General features: G+C 42.1%; 16 protein-coding genes, 2 rRNA genes and 1 other annotated feature. All 18 genes read left to right on the top strand.

What is annotated here, in order from left to right:
- Window positions 1–114: ribosomal RNA gene (locus B1K71_RS00505) — 23S ribosomal RNA — on the top strand; the annotation flags it as partial.
- Between the two features lie 139 nt (window positions 115–253).
- A 5S ribosomal RNA gene (gene rrf / locus B1K71_RS00500) occupies window positions 254–369 on the top strand.
- Between the two features lie 134 nt (window positions 370–503).
- Window positions 504–1,202, top strand: coding sequence for an MgtC/SapB family protein (locus B1K71_RS00495; protein WP_077324074.1), 699 nt, complete (start codon window positions 504–506; stop codon window positions 1,200–1,202).
- A 240-nt stretch (window positions 1,203–1,442) separates the two neighbouring features.
- Window positions 1,443–1,916 carry a CtsR family transcriptional regulator gene (locus tag B1K71_RS00490; RefSeq protein ID WP_077324073.1) on the top strand — a complete coding sequence of 158 codons (474 nt, stop codon included), beginning with the start codon at window positions 1,443–1,445 and terminating at the stop codon, window positions 1,914–1,916.
- A 13-nt stretch (window positions 1,917–1,929) separates the two neighbouring features.
- Window positions 1,930–2,466 (top strand): UvrB/UvrC motif-containing protein, encoded by a 537-nt coding sequence (locus B1K71_RS00485; RefSeq protein ID WP_077324072.1) that lies wholly within the window; start codon window positions 1,930–1,932, stop codon window positions 2,464–2,466.
- Window positions 2,463–3,527: a protein arginine kinase gene (locus B1K71_RS00480; RefSeq protein ID WP_077324071.1), complete on the top strand. Its 1,065-nt coding sequence runs from the start codon at window positions 2,463–2,465 to the stop codon at window positions 3,525–3,527. The genes B1K71_RS00485 and B1K71_RS00480 overlap by 4 nt, the downstream gene beginning before the upstream one ends.
- 17 nt (window positions 3,528–3,544) lie before the next feature.
- Window positions 3,545–5,974 (top strand): ATP-dependent protease ATP-binding subunit ClpC, encoded by a 2,430-nt coding sequence (gene clpC / locus B1K71_RS00475; RefSeq protein ID WP_077324070.1) that lies wholly within the window; start codon window positions 3,545–3,547, stop codon window positions 5,972–5,974.
- Window positions 5,975–6,245: 271 nt separating this feature from the next.
- A complete protein-coding gene (gene radA / locus B1K71_RS00470; RefSeq protein WP_077324077.1) occupies window positions 6,246–7,619 on the top strand; it encodes a DNA repair protein RadA in 1,374 nt (457 codons plus the stop codon).
- Between the two features lie 186 nt (window positions 7,620–7,805).
- Window positions 7,806–8,912, top strand: a complete 1,107-nt coding sequence (locus B1K71_RS00465) for a PIN/TRAM domain-containing protein (RefSeq protein WP_077324069.1) — start codon at window positions 7,806–7,808, stop codon at window positions 8,910–8,912.
- Between the two features lie 122 nt (window positions 8,913–9,034).
- Window positions 9,035–10,504 carry a glutamate--tRNA ligase gene (gene gltX / locus B1K71_RS00460; protein WP_077324068.1) on the top strand — a complete coding sequence of 490 codons (1,470 nt, stop codon included), beginning with the start codon at window positions 9,035–9,037 and terminating at the stop codon, window positions 10,502–10,504.
- 43 nt (window positions 10,505–10,547) lie between these two features.
- Window positions 10,548–10,746: a binding site (T-box leader), on the top strand.
- Between the two features lie 196 nt (window positions 10,747–10,942).
- Window positions 10,943–11,611, top strand: a complete 669-nt coding sequence (cysE, locus tag B1K71_RS00455; protein ID WP_077324067.1) for a serine O-acetyltransferase — start codon at window positions 10,943–10,945, stop codon at window positions 11,609–11,611.
- On the top strand, window positions 11,592–13,004 hold the full coding sequence (cysS, locus tag B1K71_RS00450) for a cysteine--tRNA ligase (protein ID WP_077324066.1): 1,413 nt from the start codon (window positions 11,592–11,594) through the stop codon (window positions 13,002–13,004). The genes cysE and cysS overlap by 20 nt, the downstream gene beginning before the upstream one ends.
- Complete coding sequence (locus B1K71_RS00445; protein ID WP_077324065.1) at window positions 12,994–13,392, top strand: Mini-ribonuclease 3; 399 nt, start codon at window positions 12,994–12,996, stop codon at window positions 13,390–13,392. Before cysS ends, B1K71_RS00445 begins: the two co-directional genes overlap by 11 nt.
- A gap of 1 nt (window position 13,393) precedes the next feature.
- Complete coding sequence (gene rlmB / locus B1K71_RS00440) at window positions 13,394–14,143, top strand: 23S rRNA (guanosine(2251)-2'-O)-methyltransferase RlmB (protein WP_077324064.1); 750 nt, start codon at window positions 13,394–13,396, stop codon at window positions 14,141–14,143.
- Entirely contained in the window at window positions 14,140–14,652 is a 513-nt protein-coding gene (locus tag B1K71_RS00435; RefSeq protein WP_077324063.1) for an NYN domain-containing protein, read from the top strand. Before rlmB ends, B1K71_RS00435 begins: the two co-directional genes overlap by 4 nt.
- A gap of 136 nt (window positions 14,653–14,788) precedes the next feature.
- Entirely contained in the window at window positions 14,789–15,397 is a 609-nt protein-coding gene (sigH, locus tag B1K71_RS00430) for an RNA polymerase sporulation sigma factor SigH (protein WP_245799108.1), read from the top strand.
- Window positions 15,398–15,467: 70 nt separating this feature from the next.
- Window positions 15,468–15,617, top strand: coding sequence for a 50S ribosomal protein L33 (rpmG, locus tag B1K71_RS00425; protein ID WP_077324061.1), 150 nt, complete (start codon window positions 15,468–15,470; stop codon window positions 15,615–15,617).
- Between the two features lie 33 nt (window positions 15,618–15,650).
- Entirely contained in the window at window positions 15,651–15,824 is a 174-nt protein-coding gene (gene secE, locus B1K71_RS00420) for a preprotein translocase subunit SecE (RefSeq protein ID WP_077324060.1), read from the top strand.
- The last annotated feature ends 39 nt before the right edge of the window (window positions 15,825–15,863 follow it).

The raw sequence follows: 15,863 nt of genomic DNA, 5'->3' as shown, positions 1-15,863 counted from the left end.
CCCATCACTTCGAGTGAGTAAGATCCCTCAGAGACGATGAGGTTGATAGGTCCGAGGTGGAAGCGTGGTGACACGTGGAGCTGACGGATACTAATCGATCGAGGACTTAACTATATCTTTTGATGAATCGTTGCAAGTACGCTTATTCAGTTTTTGAGGTATAAATTTTGAAAAACCTCTTGCATTTCCGACAAGAAATGCATATAATATATCTTGTCCTTCCATTCGAATGGACATGTTTCATGTCTGAAGGTCTGGTAGCAATAGCGGAGAGGTCACACCTGTTCCCATGCCGAACACAGCAGTTAAGCTCTCCAGCGCCGATGGTAGTTGGGGCTTTGCCCCTGCAAGAGTAGGACGCCGCCAGGCAAATCAAAATCCGGGATACACCATTGTATCCCGGATTTTTTTGTATTGCTTTGCATATGTTTTACAAATGACTATCCATACGGTTTCATGTAGAATAAATAACTACATATCGTTTGCTGCAAGGGGGGAAATGAATGGCTGAAATAATTGATCAACTTTTTGGTGAGCACTTTTTAACAATAATGATTCGAGTGTTGATAGCGTTGCTGCTTTCCGGTTTAATTGGATTTGAGCGGGAATTGAAAAAACATTCAGCTGGATTCCGTACGCACATTTTAGTTGGAGTTGGATCCTGTTTAATGATGCTGTTGTCGCTATATGGCTTCGAAGCATTTATAGATCGCTATGATAATATCCGATTTGATCCGGCGCGTATTCCATCCTATGTTATTAGTGGAATTGGTTTTCTTGGGGCTGGAACAATAATTGTCAACGGCATGACCATTCGCGGATTAACGACTGCTGCATCGATATGGGCAGTTGCAGGTTTGGGTCTGGTTGTTGGTGCAGGCATGTATGCGCCGGCAGTATTTACCACGGTTGTAATTCTGTTGAGTCTGGTCTTTTTGAATAACATTGAAAAAAGATTTTCGAAGGGTCGTTCATCTGATTTAATTGAAATTGTTGCTTTCTCCGATATTAAAATTAAATCGGTTATTTCCATTTTTGAGTCCTTCCAATTGCGTATCAAACAGGTGGAAATTGAAAAAGAAGATAATGATTTACAAAATATTTATATATCCATTGGCCATGATTCCAAATTTGACCGGATGCTGCTGTTTTCGGAGATTTCCAAACTGGAACATGTGAAAAATATTACAGAACGCCAATAATGAATGTCCTTGCGCTGTCAACGTGCGCAAGGTTTTTGTTTCCCGGGTTTTATTGCGCTGTCCCCATCTTTGGTTTAAATTCATAGGTTTCGTTCAGTTATAGTTTGTCTAAACTATAAATAGAACATTGTGCTTTTCAATGCAGTTTTTTTACCGTATAATGATTACATAGTCAAAGATAGTCAAAGTCAAAACAAGTAATTCATATATTATAGGTGGAAACTCAAGAGGAGGAGGCAAATGAGTAACATCTCAGACATAATTGAGCGACATTTAAAACAAATATTGGAGGCTGCCAGGCAGGAATCAATCGAAATAAAGCGAAGTGAAATAGCAGATCAGTTTCAATGTGTACCTTCACAAATAAATTATGTGATTAATACACGCTTTACGGTGGAAAAAGGATATATAGTGGAAAGCAAACGCGGTGGCGGCGGATATATCCGTATCATCCGCATCAGGTATCAGGATAAGGCTGAATTGATTGATGATATCATCGAACTGATTAATCCAAAAGTTACACAGCAGGCGGCACTTGATGTTTTGGAAAGATTGCTGGAAGAACAATTAATAACGAAACGTGAGGCAAAACTGATGCTCAGTGTAATGGATAGAAAAACATTGGCATTTCAGCTGCCATTGCGGGATGAAGTGCGGGCACGTGTGTTGACCGCTATGTTGTCAACGTTGAAATATTTAAGCAAAGAAGAATAGAGGGGGAGGATTTATGGAGTGTCAGGAGTGTCACAATCGATCTGCTACGCTTCACTTCACACAAGTGATAAATGGAAGTAAAACAGAAGTGCATGTGTGTGAAAAATGCGCACAGGAAAAAGGTTATATGACATATCCGGATGATGGCTATTCATTGCATGATTTATTGACGGGGTTGTTTAATTTTGATGCATCATCCATGGAAAGTCCACAAAAGACCTCCTATCAACAAACAAAAGAATTGCAGTGCCCACAATGCAAGATGACTTTTTCGGAATTTAAACGCGTCGGAAAATTTGGTTGTGCAGAATGCTATCACACATTCTCCAACCGTCTTGATCCAATTCTCCGTAGAGTGCACAGCGGGAATACACAACACAGCGGAAAAATTCCAAATCGAAAAGGGGGCGCTCTGCAAACCAAAAAACAGATTGAGTCCCTAAAGAATGAACTGCAGGGTCTTATCAAAGAAGAAGCTTTTGAAGAAGCGGCAAAGGTCAGGGACCAAATTAAAGAACTGGAGAATCACAAGCGGGGTGATAATTCATGACCTTGCAAAATTTTATGAATGAAGCAATCAGTCCCTGGATGCGGGAAGAAGGCCCCGATAGTGATATTGTATTAAGCAGTCGGATTCGCCTTGCCAGAAACTTTTCATCATATGCATTTCCAATTCTGGCAAGTGTAGATGAACTGCAGAAGGTAAGTACATTTATGGAGGACCAATATGCGAATCAATCGTTTCAGGGATATAAAGACTTTGAATTTATCCCGCTAAAAGACCTGACAGCGGTGGAAAAAAGAGTGCTCGTTGAAAAGCACCTGATCAGTCCATATTTAGTGGAACAGGATGAGATATCGGCTGTCCTGATTTCCAAAAACGAACAGGTGTCAGTCATGATTAATGAAGAAGACCATATGCGTATTCAGCTCTATTTTCCTGGGTTTCAATTAAATAAAGCACTGGAAAAAGCATTTGAATTCGATGATTGGCTTGAAGAAAAAATAGATTTCGCATTTGATGAAAAGCAAGGCTATTTAACAAGCTGCCCTACCAACGTTGGTACCGGCATGCGTGCATCAGTTATGATGCATTTGCCGGCATTGGCAATGGCAAAGCAAATTAACCGGATGATTCCTGCAATCAATCAGCTTGGTCTGGTGGTCCGTGGAATTTATGGTGAAGGCAGTGAGGCACAGGGTAACATTTTTCAGATTTCCAATCAGATAACCCTTGGTAAATCAGAGGAAGATATCATTGAAGATTTACAGGGGGTCGTGCATCAATTAATTGAGCATGAACGTAATGCACGTAATCGGATTATGGAACGATCCGGCATACAACTGGAAGACAGAATTTATCGTTCTTATGGAGTGCTGGAATTTAGCAGGATTATCGAATCCAAGGAATCAGCTGCATGTTTATCAAATGTTCGTCTGGGAATCGATATGGGAATCATCAACAATGTTTCACATAATATACTTAATGAATTAATGGTATTAACGCAACCGGGATTTTTACAGCAATATGCAGGAAAAACATTATCCCCGGATGAACGTGATGTACTGAGGGCATCGCTCATTCGTGAGAGATTGCAGTTAGAGAAATAGATGGGAGGAAATTTGGTATGATGTTTGGACGTTTTACAGAACGGGCGCAAAAGGTATTGGCACTATCCCAGGAGGAAGCAGTTCGACTGGGCCATAACAATATTGGTACAGAGCATGTACTGCTTGGTCTGGTGCGTGAAGGTGACGGAATTGCAGCAAAAGCGCTGCAATCACTAGGGCTTGAGGTATCCAAAATTCAAGAGGAAGTTGAGAAACTTATCGGTGTGGGAAAACAGCCGATGCAAACCATCCATTATACACCACGTGCCAAAAAGGTAGTGGAACTTTCACAGGATGAGGCACGAAAGCTTGGCCATTCCTACGTGGGGACAGAACATATATTACTTGGTTTAATTCGTGAAGGAGAAGGAGTTGCTGCACGTGTTCTGAACAATCTTGGCGTCAGTCTGAATAAAGCGCGTCAGCAGGTATTGCAGCTTTTGGGGAGCAATGAGTCACAGGCAGGACGTCAGGGACGTGCCGCACAGACATCGAATGCGAATACCCCGACATTGGATTCCCTTGCAAGGGATTTAACAGTAAGCGCGAAAGAAGGAAATGTGGATCCGGTCATCGGACGCAGCAAAGAAATTGAGCGTGTTATACAGGTTCTGAGCCGGCGTACGAAAAACAACCCGGTTCTGATTGGGGAGCCAGGTGTAGGTAAAACAGCAGTTGCTGAAGGGCTTGCACAGCAGATTGTAAATAATGAAATCCCGGAAATTTTGCGGGATAAACGCGTCATGACCCTGGATATGGGAACTGTTGTCGCAGGCACAAAATATCGTGGTGAGTTTGAAGACCGTCTGAAAAAAGTAATGGAGGAAATTCGTCAGGCAGGAAATATCATTCTGTTTATTGATGAATTGCATACATTGATTGGTGCAGGTGGTGCAGAGGGTGCCATCGATGCTTCCAATATTTTGAAACCTGCATTATCCCGCGGTGAACTGCAATGTATTGGGGCAACCACCTTGGATGAGTATCGCAAGTATATTGAAAAAGATGCTGCATTGGAGCGCCGGTTCCAGCCAATTCAAGTTGATGAGCCTACACTTGATGAAACCGTGCAGATTTTAAAAGGACTGCGTGATCGTTATGAAGCACATCATCGTGTAACCATTACGGATGAAGCAGTGGAAGCAGCAGCAAGTCTGTCTGACCGTTATATTACCGATCGGTTCTTGCCGGATAAGGCGATTGATTTAATTGATGAAGCGGGATCAAAAGTGCGCCTTCGCTCCTATACAATTCCGCCGAATTTGAAAGAACTTGAGGAAAAATTGGAAGAGGTCAGGAAAGAAAAAGACTCAGCTGTACAGAGTCAGGAATTTGAAAAAGCAGCATCATTACGAGATTCCGAGCAGCGCCTGCGTGAAGAAGTAGAGGAAACCAAAAAGGAATGGAAAGAAAAACAAGGACAGGAAACATCTGAGGTTGCAATTGAGGATATTGCCAATGTTGTATCGGTGTGGACTGGTGTACCTGTTTCACAATTAACAAAGGAAGAAAGTGAGCGGCTGCTAAACTTGGAAGACACGCTGCATAACCGTGTCATCGGGCAGGAGGAAGCAGTTGATGCAGTAGCCAAAGCAATTCGTCGTGCACGTGCGGGATTAAAAGATCCTAAACGTCCAATCGGTTCGTTTATTTTTCTTGGGCCAACCGGTGTAGGTAAAACAGAACTGGCCAGGGCATTGGCAGAGGCAATGTTCTCCGATGAAGAAGCAATGATCCGCATTGATATGTCCGAGTATATGGAAAAACATTCTACATCCCGTCTTGTAGGGTCACCTCCTGGATACGTCGGCTACGATGAAGGCGGACAGCTGACGGAAAAAGTACGCAGAAAACCATATTCCGTTGTGTTGCTTGATGAAGTTGAGAAAGCGCATCCGGAAGTGTTTAATATTCTTTTGCAGGTGCTGGAAGATGGACGGCTTACTGATTCTAAAGGACGTGTGGTCGATTTCCGCAATACGGTTTTGATTATGACATCAAACGTTGGTGCAAATGAACTCAAACGTAATAAATATGTTGGTTTCAATCTTGGTGATGAAACCCAGGATTATAAAAATATGAAAACCAAAGTAACGGATGAGCTGAAAAAGGCATTTCGTCCGGAATTTCTGAACCGTATTGATGAAACGATTGTATTCCATTCTCTTGAACGGAAACATATGAAAGATATTGTGACGTTAATGATTCACCAACTGCAGAAACGGCTGAGAGAACAGGATATTGAATTCAACCTTACCGATAAAGCAGTTGAAAAGATTGCCAATGAAGGATTTGATCCGGAGTATGGCGCCCGTCCGCTGCGCAGGTCAATCCAGAAGAATATTGAAGACCTTCTGTCAGAGGAACTATTGAAAGAGACGATTTCCAAGGGCGAAAAAGTTAAAATCGGGTTAAATAATAAAGGGGATTTTCTGGTACTGTCATAGGTTTTTATAGATTGTCTCCTTCGTATTTATCGTATGTGGGGCTGTTACGCTTCACAAAGAAGCCAACTTATCCCCGCCTTTATGAATGAAAGCTGGAAGAAATAATACTGCCAGCTTTCATTTTTTTAGCTTAAGAAATGGACGAAAGGAACCATCACATCCGTCTGTGGAATAAATATGTAAATTTTATTATAAAAATGATAGAAATCCGTAACTTTCATGAGACGTAAATCGTATATAATGATAGATACAGGGAAAGGGTTGGATGGATTTGGCCAAACGAAAAGTGAAATATGTTTGTCAGGAATGCGGGTATGAATCCGCCAAATGGATGGGGAAATGTCCTGGCTGTGGTAATTGGAATACATTAGTGGAAGAACTTGAAGCATCCACTGTGCGGAGCGGACAAACGCTTGGTGGAGTTAAAAATAAAGTAAGCAAACCGGAAAGTATTACGGCGATCGAATCTGAGAAAGAGCCGCGGATTGCGACATCAATGAAGGAATTTAACCGGGTGCTGGGAGGCGGGATTGTCCCTGGATCCCTGGCGTTGATTGGCGGTGATCCCGGAATTGGGAAGTCAACATTGCTATTGCAGATATCCTCCCAGCTGGCAGAAAAGCAATTACCGGTTTTGTATATATCGGGTGAGGAATCAACCCGGCAGACCAAACTTCGTGCGGACAGGCTTGGTATCAAATCAGATTTGTTATATGTGCTGTCGGAAACGAATATGTTTGATATTGCGAACCAAATCGACCAGATTAAGCCATCATTTGTTGTGATTGATTCCATTCAGACAATCTTCCGGGAAGAGGTAACCAGTGCACCTGGAAGTGTATCACAGGTTCGGGAATGTACCGGCGAGTTAATGAAAATTGCGAAGGGGCATGGCATCCCTATTTTTATTGTCGGCCATGTAACGAAAGAAGGGGCAATTGCAGGACCGAGATTATTGGAGCATATGGTTGATGCGGTTCTTTATTTTGAAGGTGAGCGTCATCATGCCTATCGTATTTTGCGGGGCGTTAAGAATCGCTTCGGGAGCACACATGAGATGGGGATTTTTGAAATGAAGGAAGAAGGATTGCGGGAAGTAATGAATCCTTCTGAGATTTTTTTGGAAGAACGCTCTGAGGGTGCTGCCGGATCAACGGTGGTGGCATCCATGGAGGGAACAAGACCTGTTTTGGTCGAAATTCAGGCATTAATATCCCCGACCAGTTTCGGGAATCCGAGAAGAATGGCGACCGGAATTGATACCAACCGGGTTCCGCTGCTGATGGCAGTGCTGGAAAAGCGTGTCGGTTTAATGCTGCAAAATCAGGATGCTTATATAAAGGTGGCCGGCGGAGTGAAATTGGATGAACCCGCTATTGATTTGGCAGTTGCTGTAAGCATCGCTTCCAGTTTCCGCGATCAGACCACAAAGCCTGATGATATTTTCGTGGGTGAGGTTGGTCTGACTGGTGAGGTAAGGCGGGTTGCTCGAATTGAGCAGCGGGTGCAGGAAGCAGCTAAGCTTGGTTTTAAACGGGTCATCTGTCCCGAAAAGAATCTTGGCGGATGGACAGTTCCGAAATCTGTTCAAGTTATTGGTGTTAACACGGTTCAGGAAGCATTGGATGTCGGTTTGGATCGATAAACCTGAGTCATAATAATTTGACTTTCGACTAAATATGTGATAAAATTTTTTGTTTATTAGATTGACTGCTTTTCACCATTATGCTATTCTTTAGTTGATATTGTAATTTTTTTACACTTTCATACAGTCATTTTAGGAATTATTTTCATGGTAAAGGGCAATAATAAAAGACAGGAGGTGATGGTGGTGCTGAAAAAAATAGTATATTTATTTTTTATCATTACCGGAGGAACCATTGGATATTTATATTTGCCGGATATCGTCAAGCTGTTGGATTTCACAAATGCTGATTGGGTAGCGTCGCCTTATGTTGGTACCGTTGTAGGTGCAATTATTTTATTTCTTCTCTCATACTGGCTTGCGGATTACATCGTAGGATTTTTAAGGTGGATTGAAGATGCTCTTATAAAAGTACCAGCGGCGGATTTGTTTTTCGGAAGCATTGGGCTGATTGTCGGTCTTTTGATTGCTTACCTGATCAATATAACTTTGCAAGATATCAATATTAAGATCGTTTCACAGGTTATACCGCTATTTTTAACTATTTTATTAGGTTATTTCGGATTTCAGGTCGGGTTCAGACGGAGAGAAGAGTTTGTTAATCTGCTCAACATCAATCGGAAAGAACGTGATAAACGAAGAGGTGCAGAGCCTGAATCTCCGCAGCAGACAGAACGGGCACAGCCGAAAGCTAAAATCCTGGATACGAGTGTTATTATTGATGGAAGAATTGCGGACATTTGTCAAACGAACTTTCTGGAAGGTACAATCGTTATTCCGCAGTTCGTACTTGGAGAGTTGCAGCATATTGCCGATTCATCAGATGTATTGAAGCGTAATCGCGGCAGACGCGGCCTTGATATATTGAATCGTATCCAAAAGGAATTGCCGGTGAAGGTTGAAATTTACGAGGGTGACTTTGAGGAAATACATGAAGTCGACAGTAAATTGATTAAACTGGCAAAAGTAATTGACGGGATTGTCGTTACGAATGATTTCAACTTGAATAAAGTCTGTGATTTGCAAGGTGTCGATGTGTTGAACATCAATGATCTTGCCAATGCTGTCAAACCAGTTGTACTTCCTGGCGAAGAATTGGTTGTACAAGTAATTAAAGACGGTAAAGAACAAAATCAAGGTGTTGCATATCTGGATGACGGTACCATGATAGTGGTGGAAGAAGGGCGCGATTATATCGGGAAAACAATCGAAGTTCTTATTACAAGTGTTTTGCAGACATCAGCAGGCCGTATGATTTTCGCAAAACCAAAATTACTTGAAAAAGCACTCTAAAAAAGGTATAACTTATAGAGGATACAAAAAGTGATAACAGGATTTGTTATCACTTTTTGTTACTGATTTTGAAATAATTATTGATGATTACTACCCGGGTTTTAATAGAAAGGAGAACCTTTATGTCAAATCAGGTTCGTGTTCGTTATGCGCCAAGTCCAACAGGTAATTTGCATATTGGAAATGCGCGGACGGCACTGTTTAATTATTTATATGCAAAACATTTTGATGGAAAATTTATTATCCGTATTGAGGATACAGATGCAAAGCGCAATGTGGCCGGCGGTGAAGAAAGCCAGCTGAAATATTTAAAATGGCTTGGAATTGAATGGGATGAAGGTGCTGATCTCGGCGGTTCATATGGTCCATACCGTCAGATGGAGCGGCTTGACCTCTATAAAAAATATATTGATGAATTGCTCGAAAATGGACTTGCCTATAAATGCTACATGACTGAGGAAGAATTAGAGGCAGAGCGTGAAGAACAGCGTGCAAATGGACAAGTTCCCAAATATTCCGGCGCACACCGTAATCTGACTGCGGAGCAAATTGCCGAATTTGAAGCGGAGGGCCGCAAACCAAGTATCCGGTTGCGTGTTCCAGAAGGAAGAACGTATACGTTTAATGATATTGTTCGCGGGAACATTACCTTTGAATCAAGTGACTTTGGCGACTGGGTGATCGTTAAGAAAAATGGAACACCAACATACAATTTCGCAGTTGCGATCGATGATCATCTCATGGAGATCACTCATGTTCTACGCGGGGAAGAGCATATATCCAATACTCCGAAGCAGATGATGGTATATGAAGCATTTGGCTGGGAGCCCCCATCATTTGGTCATATGACGCTTATTTTGAATGAAGAGCGCAAAAAATTAAGTAAGCGCGATGAGCATATTCTGCAGTTCATTGAGCAGTATAGTGATTTGGGATATTTACCGGAAGCACTTTTCAATTTTATCACACTGCTAGGCTGGTCACCAGTTGGCGAAGAAGAGATTTTCAGTCAGGACAAGTTGATTGAGATTTTTGATCCGGAACGTCTCTCAACATCGGCTGCCATTTTTGATAAAGATAAATTGAAGTGGATGAATAACGAATATATTAAAGCAGCTGATTTGGACAGGGTGATTGATCTTGCAATGCCGCATCTGATTAAAGCAGGCAGATTGCCGGAAGATATGGGTGAGACAACCAAAAAGTGGGCGGAAGATGTGATTGCCCTATACAAAGAGCAGCTGAGATATGGAGCAGAAATTGTTGAATTGACGGAGTTGTTCTTCCAGGATACAATCAGCTATGATGAGGATGCCATGAAGGTATTGGGTGAAGAACAGGTACCGGAAGTGCTGCAGGTATTTACGGATAAATTAATTCACCTGGATGATTATAATAAAGACAGCATTAAGGCGGAAATAAAGGCAACCCAGAAGGAAACCGGCCACAGGGGCAAAAAGCTGTTTATGCCGATTCGTGTTGCTACAACCGGTCAGGCACACGGTCCGGAACTTCCGTTGGCGATTGAACTGCTTGGGAAAGAAGTTATTTTAAAACGGCTTGATGCAGTGCTGAAAAAGCTCGGAGCCTAAACAGTTCACAACAGAACAATAATATAATATAGTAATAATACAATATGGAACGTTGACAAGGAGAAGTAGGAAACAAACCGCTTACCCAGAGAGAATCACCGTTGGCTGTGAGTGATTTTAAGCATTGTTTTTGAAATGCACCTTGGAGTCCGAAAAAGGCGGTACCCTGCCGTTATCAGGGATGAGTTGGAAGAAGTTTAAATTCTTCAAACAGAGTGGAACCGCGCCAAAGCGTCTCTGTGTAAAGTTATTACACAGGGACGTTTTTTATATTGATGCTTTTTACAAATTACAATATACATGTTGAATAAGATACAGTAAATTAAATCCAGCGCAGGAAATAAGCGAAGACTCCTGCGGGAAAGCGGAGTATATTTCCAGAGCGGTGTCAAACAAGTCCAGGGGACCTTACATATACAACAGGAGGGGGATAAGAATATGGGTTTTTTCAAAAGATTAAAAGAGGATATGGATGTGGTGTTTGAACAGGATCCGGCTGCACGGACCTATTTCGAGGTTTGTCTTACTTACTCCGGATTACATGCTGTCTGGGCTCATCGTGTCGCACATTTTTTCTTTAAACGACGGTTGTTTTTTATTGCGCGTGCTATTTCACAAATAAGCAGATTTTTTACCGGCATCGAAATCCATCCTGGTGCAGTTATCGGACGAAAGTTTTTTATCGACCATGGCATGGGTGTTGTCATAGGAGAAACGTGTGAAATTGGGGACAATGTAACTGTTTTCCAAGGTGTAACCCTGGGAGGTACCGGCAAAGAAAAAGGAAAGCGTCATCCGACCATAAAGGACAATGCTTTAATCTCGACCGGGGCGAAAATACTTGGCTCCATAACAATCGGAGAGAGCTCCAAGGTAGGTGGCGGATCTGTCGTACTGAAAGATGTGCCCGATCACTCAACAGTTGTTGGAGTCCCGGGCCGCGTTGTTGTTCAAAATGGGGAGAGGGTACGCAGAAATCTGGACCACCACAAACTGCCGGATCCGGTTGCTGACCGATGCGACCATCTGCAACAGGAAATTGATGAACTGAAAGAGGAAATAGCAAAGCTGAAGGAAGGGAAAAAACATGCCGATAACTATTTATAATACCTTAACTCGACAAAAGGAAATGTTTAAACCGCTCGAAGAAGGAAAAGTAAAGATGTATGTATGCGGTCCTACGGTATACAACTATATCCATATTGGAAATGCACGGCCTGCGATTGTGTTTGATACTGTCAGACGATATTTGGAATATAAAGGCTATGAAGTTGAGTATGTGTTAAATTTTACAGATGTTGATGACAAAATTATTAAAGCTGCAAATGAACTGGATGAGGAAGTAGCAGATGTGGCAAACCGTTTTATTGATGCATATTTGGAAGATATTGAATCCCTTGGTGTCAAAGAGGCTACACACAATCCGCGGGTAACCGAAACAATGGATGATATTTTAACGTTTATTTCAACCCTGACTGACAAAGGGCATGCATATGCAGTCGACGGGGATGTTTATTTTAAGCCCCGTTCCTTTGATGGCTACGGGAAACTATCCCATCAATCAATTGATGAGCTGCGTTCCGGGGCGCGAATTCAAGTCGGGGAACAGAAAGAAGATCCGCTTGATTTTGCCCTGTGGAAGAAAGCAAAGGAAAATGAAATTGCCTGGGATTCGCCGTGGGGACAGGGGCGCCCCGGCTGGCATATTGAGTGCTCAGCCATGGCAAAGAAATACTTAGGGGAAACGATTGATATTCATGCTGGCGGTCAGGACTTAACTTTTCCGCACCATGAAAATGAAATAGCTCAATCGGAAGCGATGACTGGAAAGACGTTTGCTAATTATTGGATGCACAATGGATATATTAATATTGACAATGAAAAAATGTCTAAATCACTTGGTAATTTTGTGTTGACGAGAGACATCATTCAGCACCATGATCCGAAAGCGGTTCGATTCTTTATGCTAAGTGTTCATTACCGCAATCCGATTAATTTTACGGAAGAACTGCTGGAAGGAGCTAAAAATAGCCTGGAACGAATTGAGACAGCTTATTTTAATCTCGGGTATCGTAAAGGTGCAAGCATGAATATGGACCAGGCTGAAGATACGTGGCTTACAAAAGTGGATACGTTGAAAAAGCAATTTGAGGAAGCGATGGATGATGATTTCAATACTGCAAATGCGATTTCTGTCTTGTTTGATGTAACGAAGGAAGCCAATGTATACCTGCAGGGAGAGCATACTTCCGAAAAGGTTATTGATGTATTCCGTCAGACGATTTCCGAGCAGCTTGACGTACTGGGAATTACGATTACAGAAACAGAAGAACTGTTGGATGATGAAATTGAAGGTCTGTTGCAGGAACGGGAAGAAGCGCGAAAAAACCGCAATTTCAGCCGTGCTGATGAAATAAGAGATCATCTGAAAGAAAAAAATATCATTTTGGAAGATACCCCACAGGGAACACGGTGGAAAAGAGGCGGAAATGAGTCTTGATGTAAGGCAGATGAAAAGTCTGGCATTGGCATATATGGGTGACGCAATTTATGAAGTGAATGTCCGGGAGCATTTATTGCGAAGCGGAAAAGTAAAGCCAAATGAGCTGCACCGTTCTGCCGTTTCATTTGTGTCAGCCAAGGCGCAGGCAGCCGTTATTTTACACTGGCTGGACAACGGCTGTCTGTCAGATGAAGAACGTAAAGTTGTTACTAGAGGACGAAACGCCAAGTCCGGATCTGTTCCCAAGAATACAAATGTACAAACATACCGCTATAGTACAGCTTTTGAGGCGTTAATCGGCTTCCATTATTTAATGGGAAATGAAACCCGGCTAAATGAGCTGATAACAAGTGCAATCCAAATTGCAGAAGGGAGGAAAGCATAACATGGATCAGGAACTAATCATCGGCAAAAATCCGGTCATTGAAGCATTGCAATCAGGAAGACCAGTAAATAAAGTAATGGTGTCCAAGCAAATAAATAACCAGACTTTCGGCAGACTGCAGCAGCTAAGTAAAACAGCTGGTACAATTGTTCAGAAAGTACCTAAAAATAAACTGGACCAGCTTGCGGATGGAAACCATCAAGGTGTGGCAGCGTTTGTTGCTTCCTATCATTATGCATCCCTGGATGATTTGTTTCAAAAAGCCGAAGCAAAAGACGAATCAGCTTTTTTTATCATTTTGGATGAACTGGAGGATCCGCATAATCTTGGTTCCATTTTACGGACAGCTGATGCAACCGGTGCACATGGGGTGATCATCCCAAAAAGACGATCGGTTGGCCTGACTGCAACGGTTGCGAAGACTGCCGCCGGAGCACTGGAACACATTCCTGTAGCCCGGGTCACGAATATTGTCAACACGATTAAAGAATTGAAAAAAAGCAATGTATGGATCGTTGGAACGGAAGCGGACGGGACAGAGGATTACCGTATGCTGGATGGGAAACTCCCAATTGCGCTGGTTATCGGAAATGAAGGAAAAGGAATGAGCCGCCTTGTGAAGGAATCGTGCGACTGGACTGTCAGCCTCCCAATGAATGGGCATGTATCATCTTTGAATGCGTCTGTGGCCTGCAGCCTTTTGCTCTATGAGGTGTATCGGAAACGGTATCCGGTTGAAAATGAATCATGAATAACATTGTAGTGGTGGATGGCTATAACATTATCGGTGACTGGGAAGAACTGAAAAAGCTGAAAGAGAAAGATATCGGACAGGCCCGCGACCGTCTGATTGAGTTGCTTGCGGATTACCAGGCTTACTCAGGTGCACGCGTGATTGTTGTTTTTGATGCCTATTATGTAAAAGGGATTGAAAGCAAATTGGAATCGTATAAAATTGAAATTATTTATACAAGAGAAAATGAAACTGCCGATGAGTGTATCGAGAAGCTTGTCAAAGATTTAAAAAATGTTCGTACCCAAGTTTACGTTGCCACATCAGATTATGCAGAACAACGCACGATATTCGGTCGTGGTGCATTAAGGAAATCAGCAAGGGAACTGTTCATCGAATTAAAGGACATTGAACGGGAGATTGCAATAAGTATTGAGGAACATCAAAAAGGCCGGCCGCATATCAAAATTCCTCTGGAAAAGGAAGTGCTGGAAAAATTCGAGAAATGGAGGCGGGGAAATCATTAATAATCTATCTTGATAGAAATGCCGTGTTGACTATAATGAAGCGCTTACTGTATAATACTTTTAAGTTGACAGCATAGTCGGGAGGTCATTCTTGGTGAGTGTCAAGCTGATAGAGTCAAATAGTCAGAGTTTGCAAATGCTTGGTGATGATGAAGTTATTCAGCTGATTCATCAAGGGAACAGTCAGGCGCTTGATTTTCTGATAACCAAATATCTTAGTTTTGTGCGCGCGAAATCCAGAACATATTTTATTATTGGTGCTGATCAGGAAGATATTGTGCAGGAAGGGATGATTGGTCTTTATAAAGCTATCCGGGACTATGATGGGGACAAGCTGTCCTCCTTCAGGGCTTTTGCCGAATTATGCGTGACAAGGCAGATTATTACCGCAATTAAAACCGCTACAAGACAAAAACACATTCCACTTAATTCATACGTTTCACTTGATAAGCCGATTTTTGATGAAGAATCCGACCGGACATTATTGGATGTTATTGCCGGATCAAAATCCATTGATCCCCAGGAATTACTGGTTAACCAAGAAAATCTGGGAAATATGGAAGGTAAGTTATCAGAATTATTAAGCGGGTTGGAGAAGAAAGTGCTTCACTTATACTTGGACGGCCGTACGTATCAGGAGATTTCAGCTGAGTTGAAACGTCATGAAAAATCGATCGATAATGCACTCCAGCGGGTAAAACGGAAGCTGGAGCAATTGATTGAAACCAATGAGGTCAGTATTTGACATTCCATTGACACTTTTTGCGAACCGTGCTACATTTATATGAGTGAAAACCCTTAAATGGGGTGATTTGTTGAATAAGAAGATTATTTTGGCGTGTTCAATTTGTTCAGGCAGAAATTATACAACCCATAAAAATACAGCCACACAGCCGGAACGAATGGAGGTCCGCAAATTTTGCAAATCGTGTGGGAAGCACACATTGCATCGTGAGACGAAATAACTGTTTTTTCGGGGAGAATCTGGGGGTACATGAATGAATCTCATTAAGTTTTTCAAAAACGTATCGAGAGAAATGAAAAAAGTCAGCTGGCCAAAGGGTCGTGAGTTGACAAGCTATACAGTTACTGTTATAACAACAGTTGCATTTGTGGCAATATTTTTCGCACTAATTGATCTTGGTATAACACAATTCCTGAATTTATTTTGAATAATAGCCTTATAAATATGCTATAATGGAAAATAAATA

The sequence above is a fragment of the Virgibacillus siamensis genome (genome assembly GCF_900162695.1).
Classification (GTDB): domain Bacteria; phylum Bacillota; class Bacilli; order Bacillales; family Amphibacillaceae; genus Lentibacillus; species Lentibacillus siamensis_A.
The sequence above is the reverse complement of the archived record's forward strand: the minus strand, read 5'-3'. Positions and strand labels throughout refer to the sequence as shown.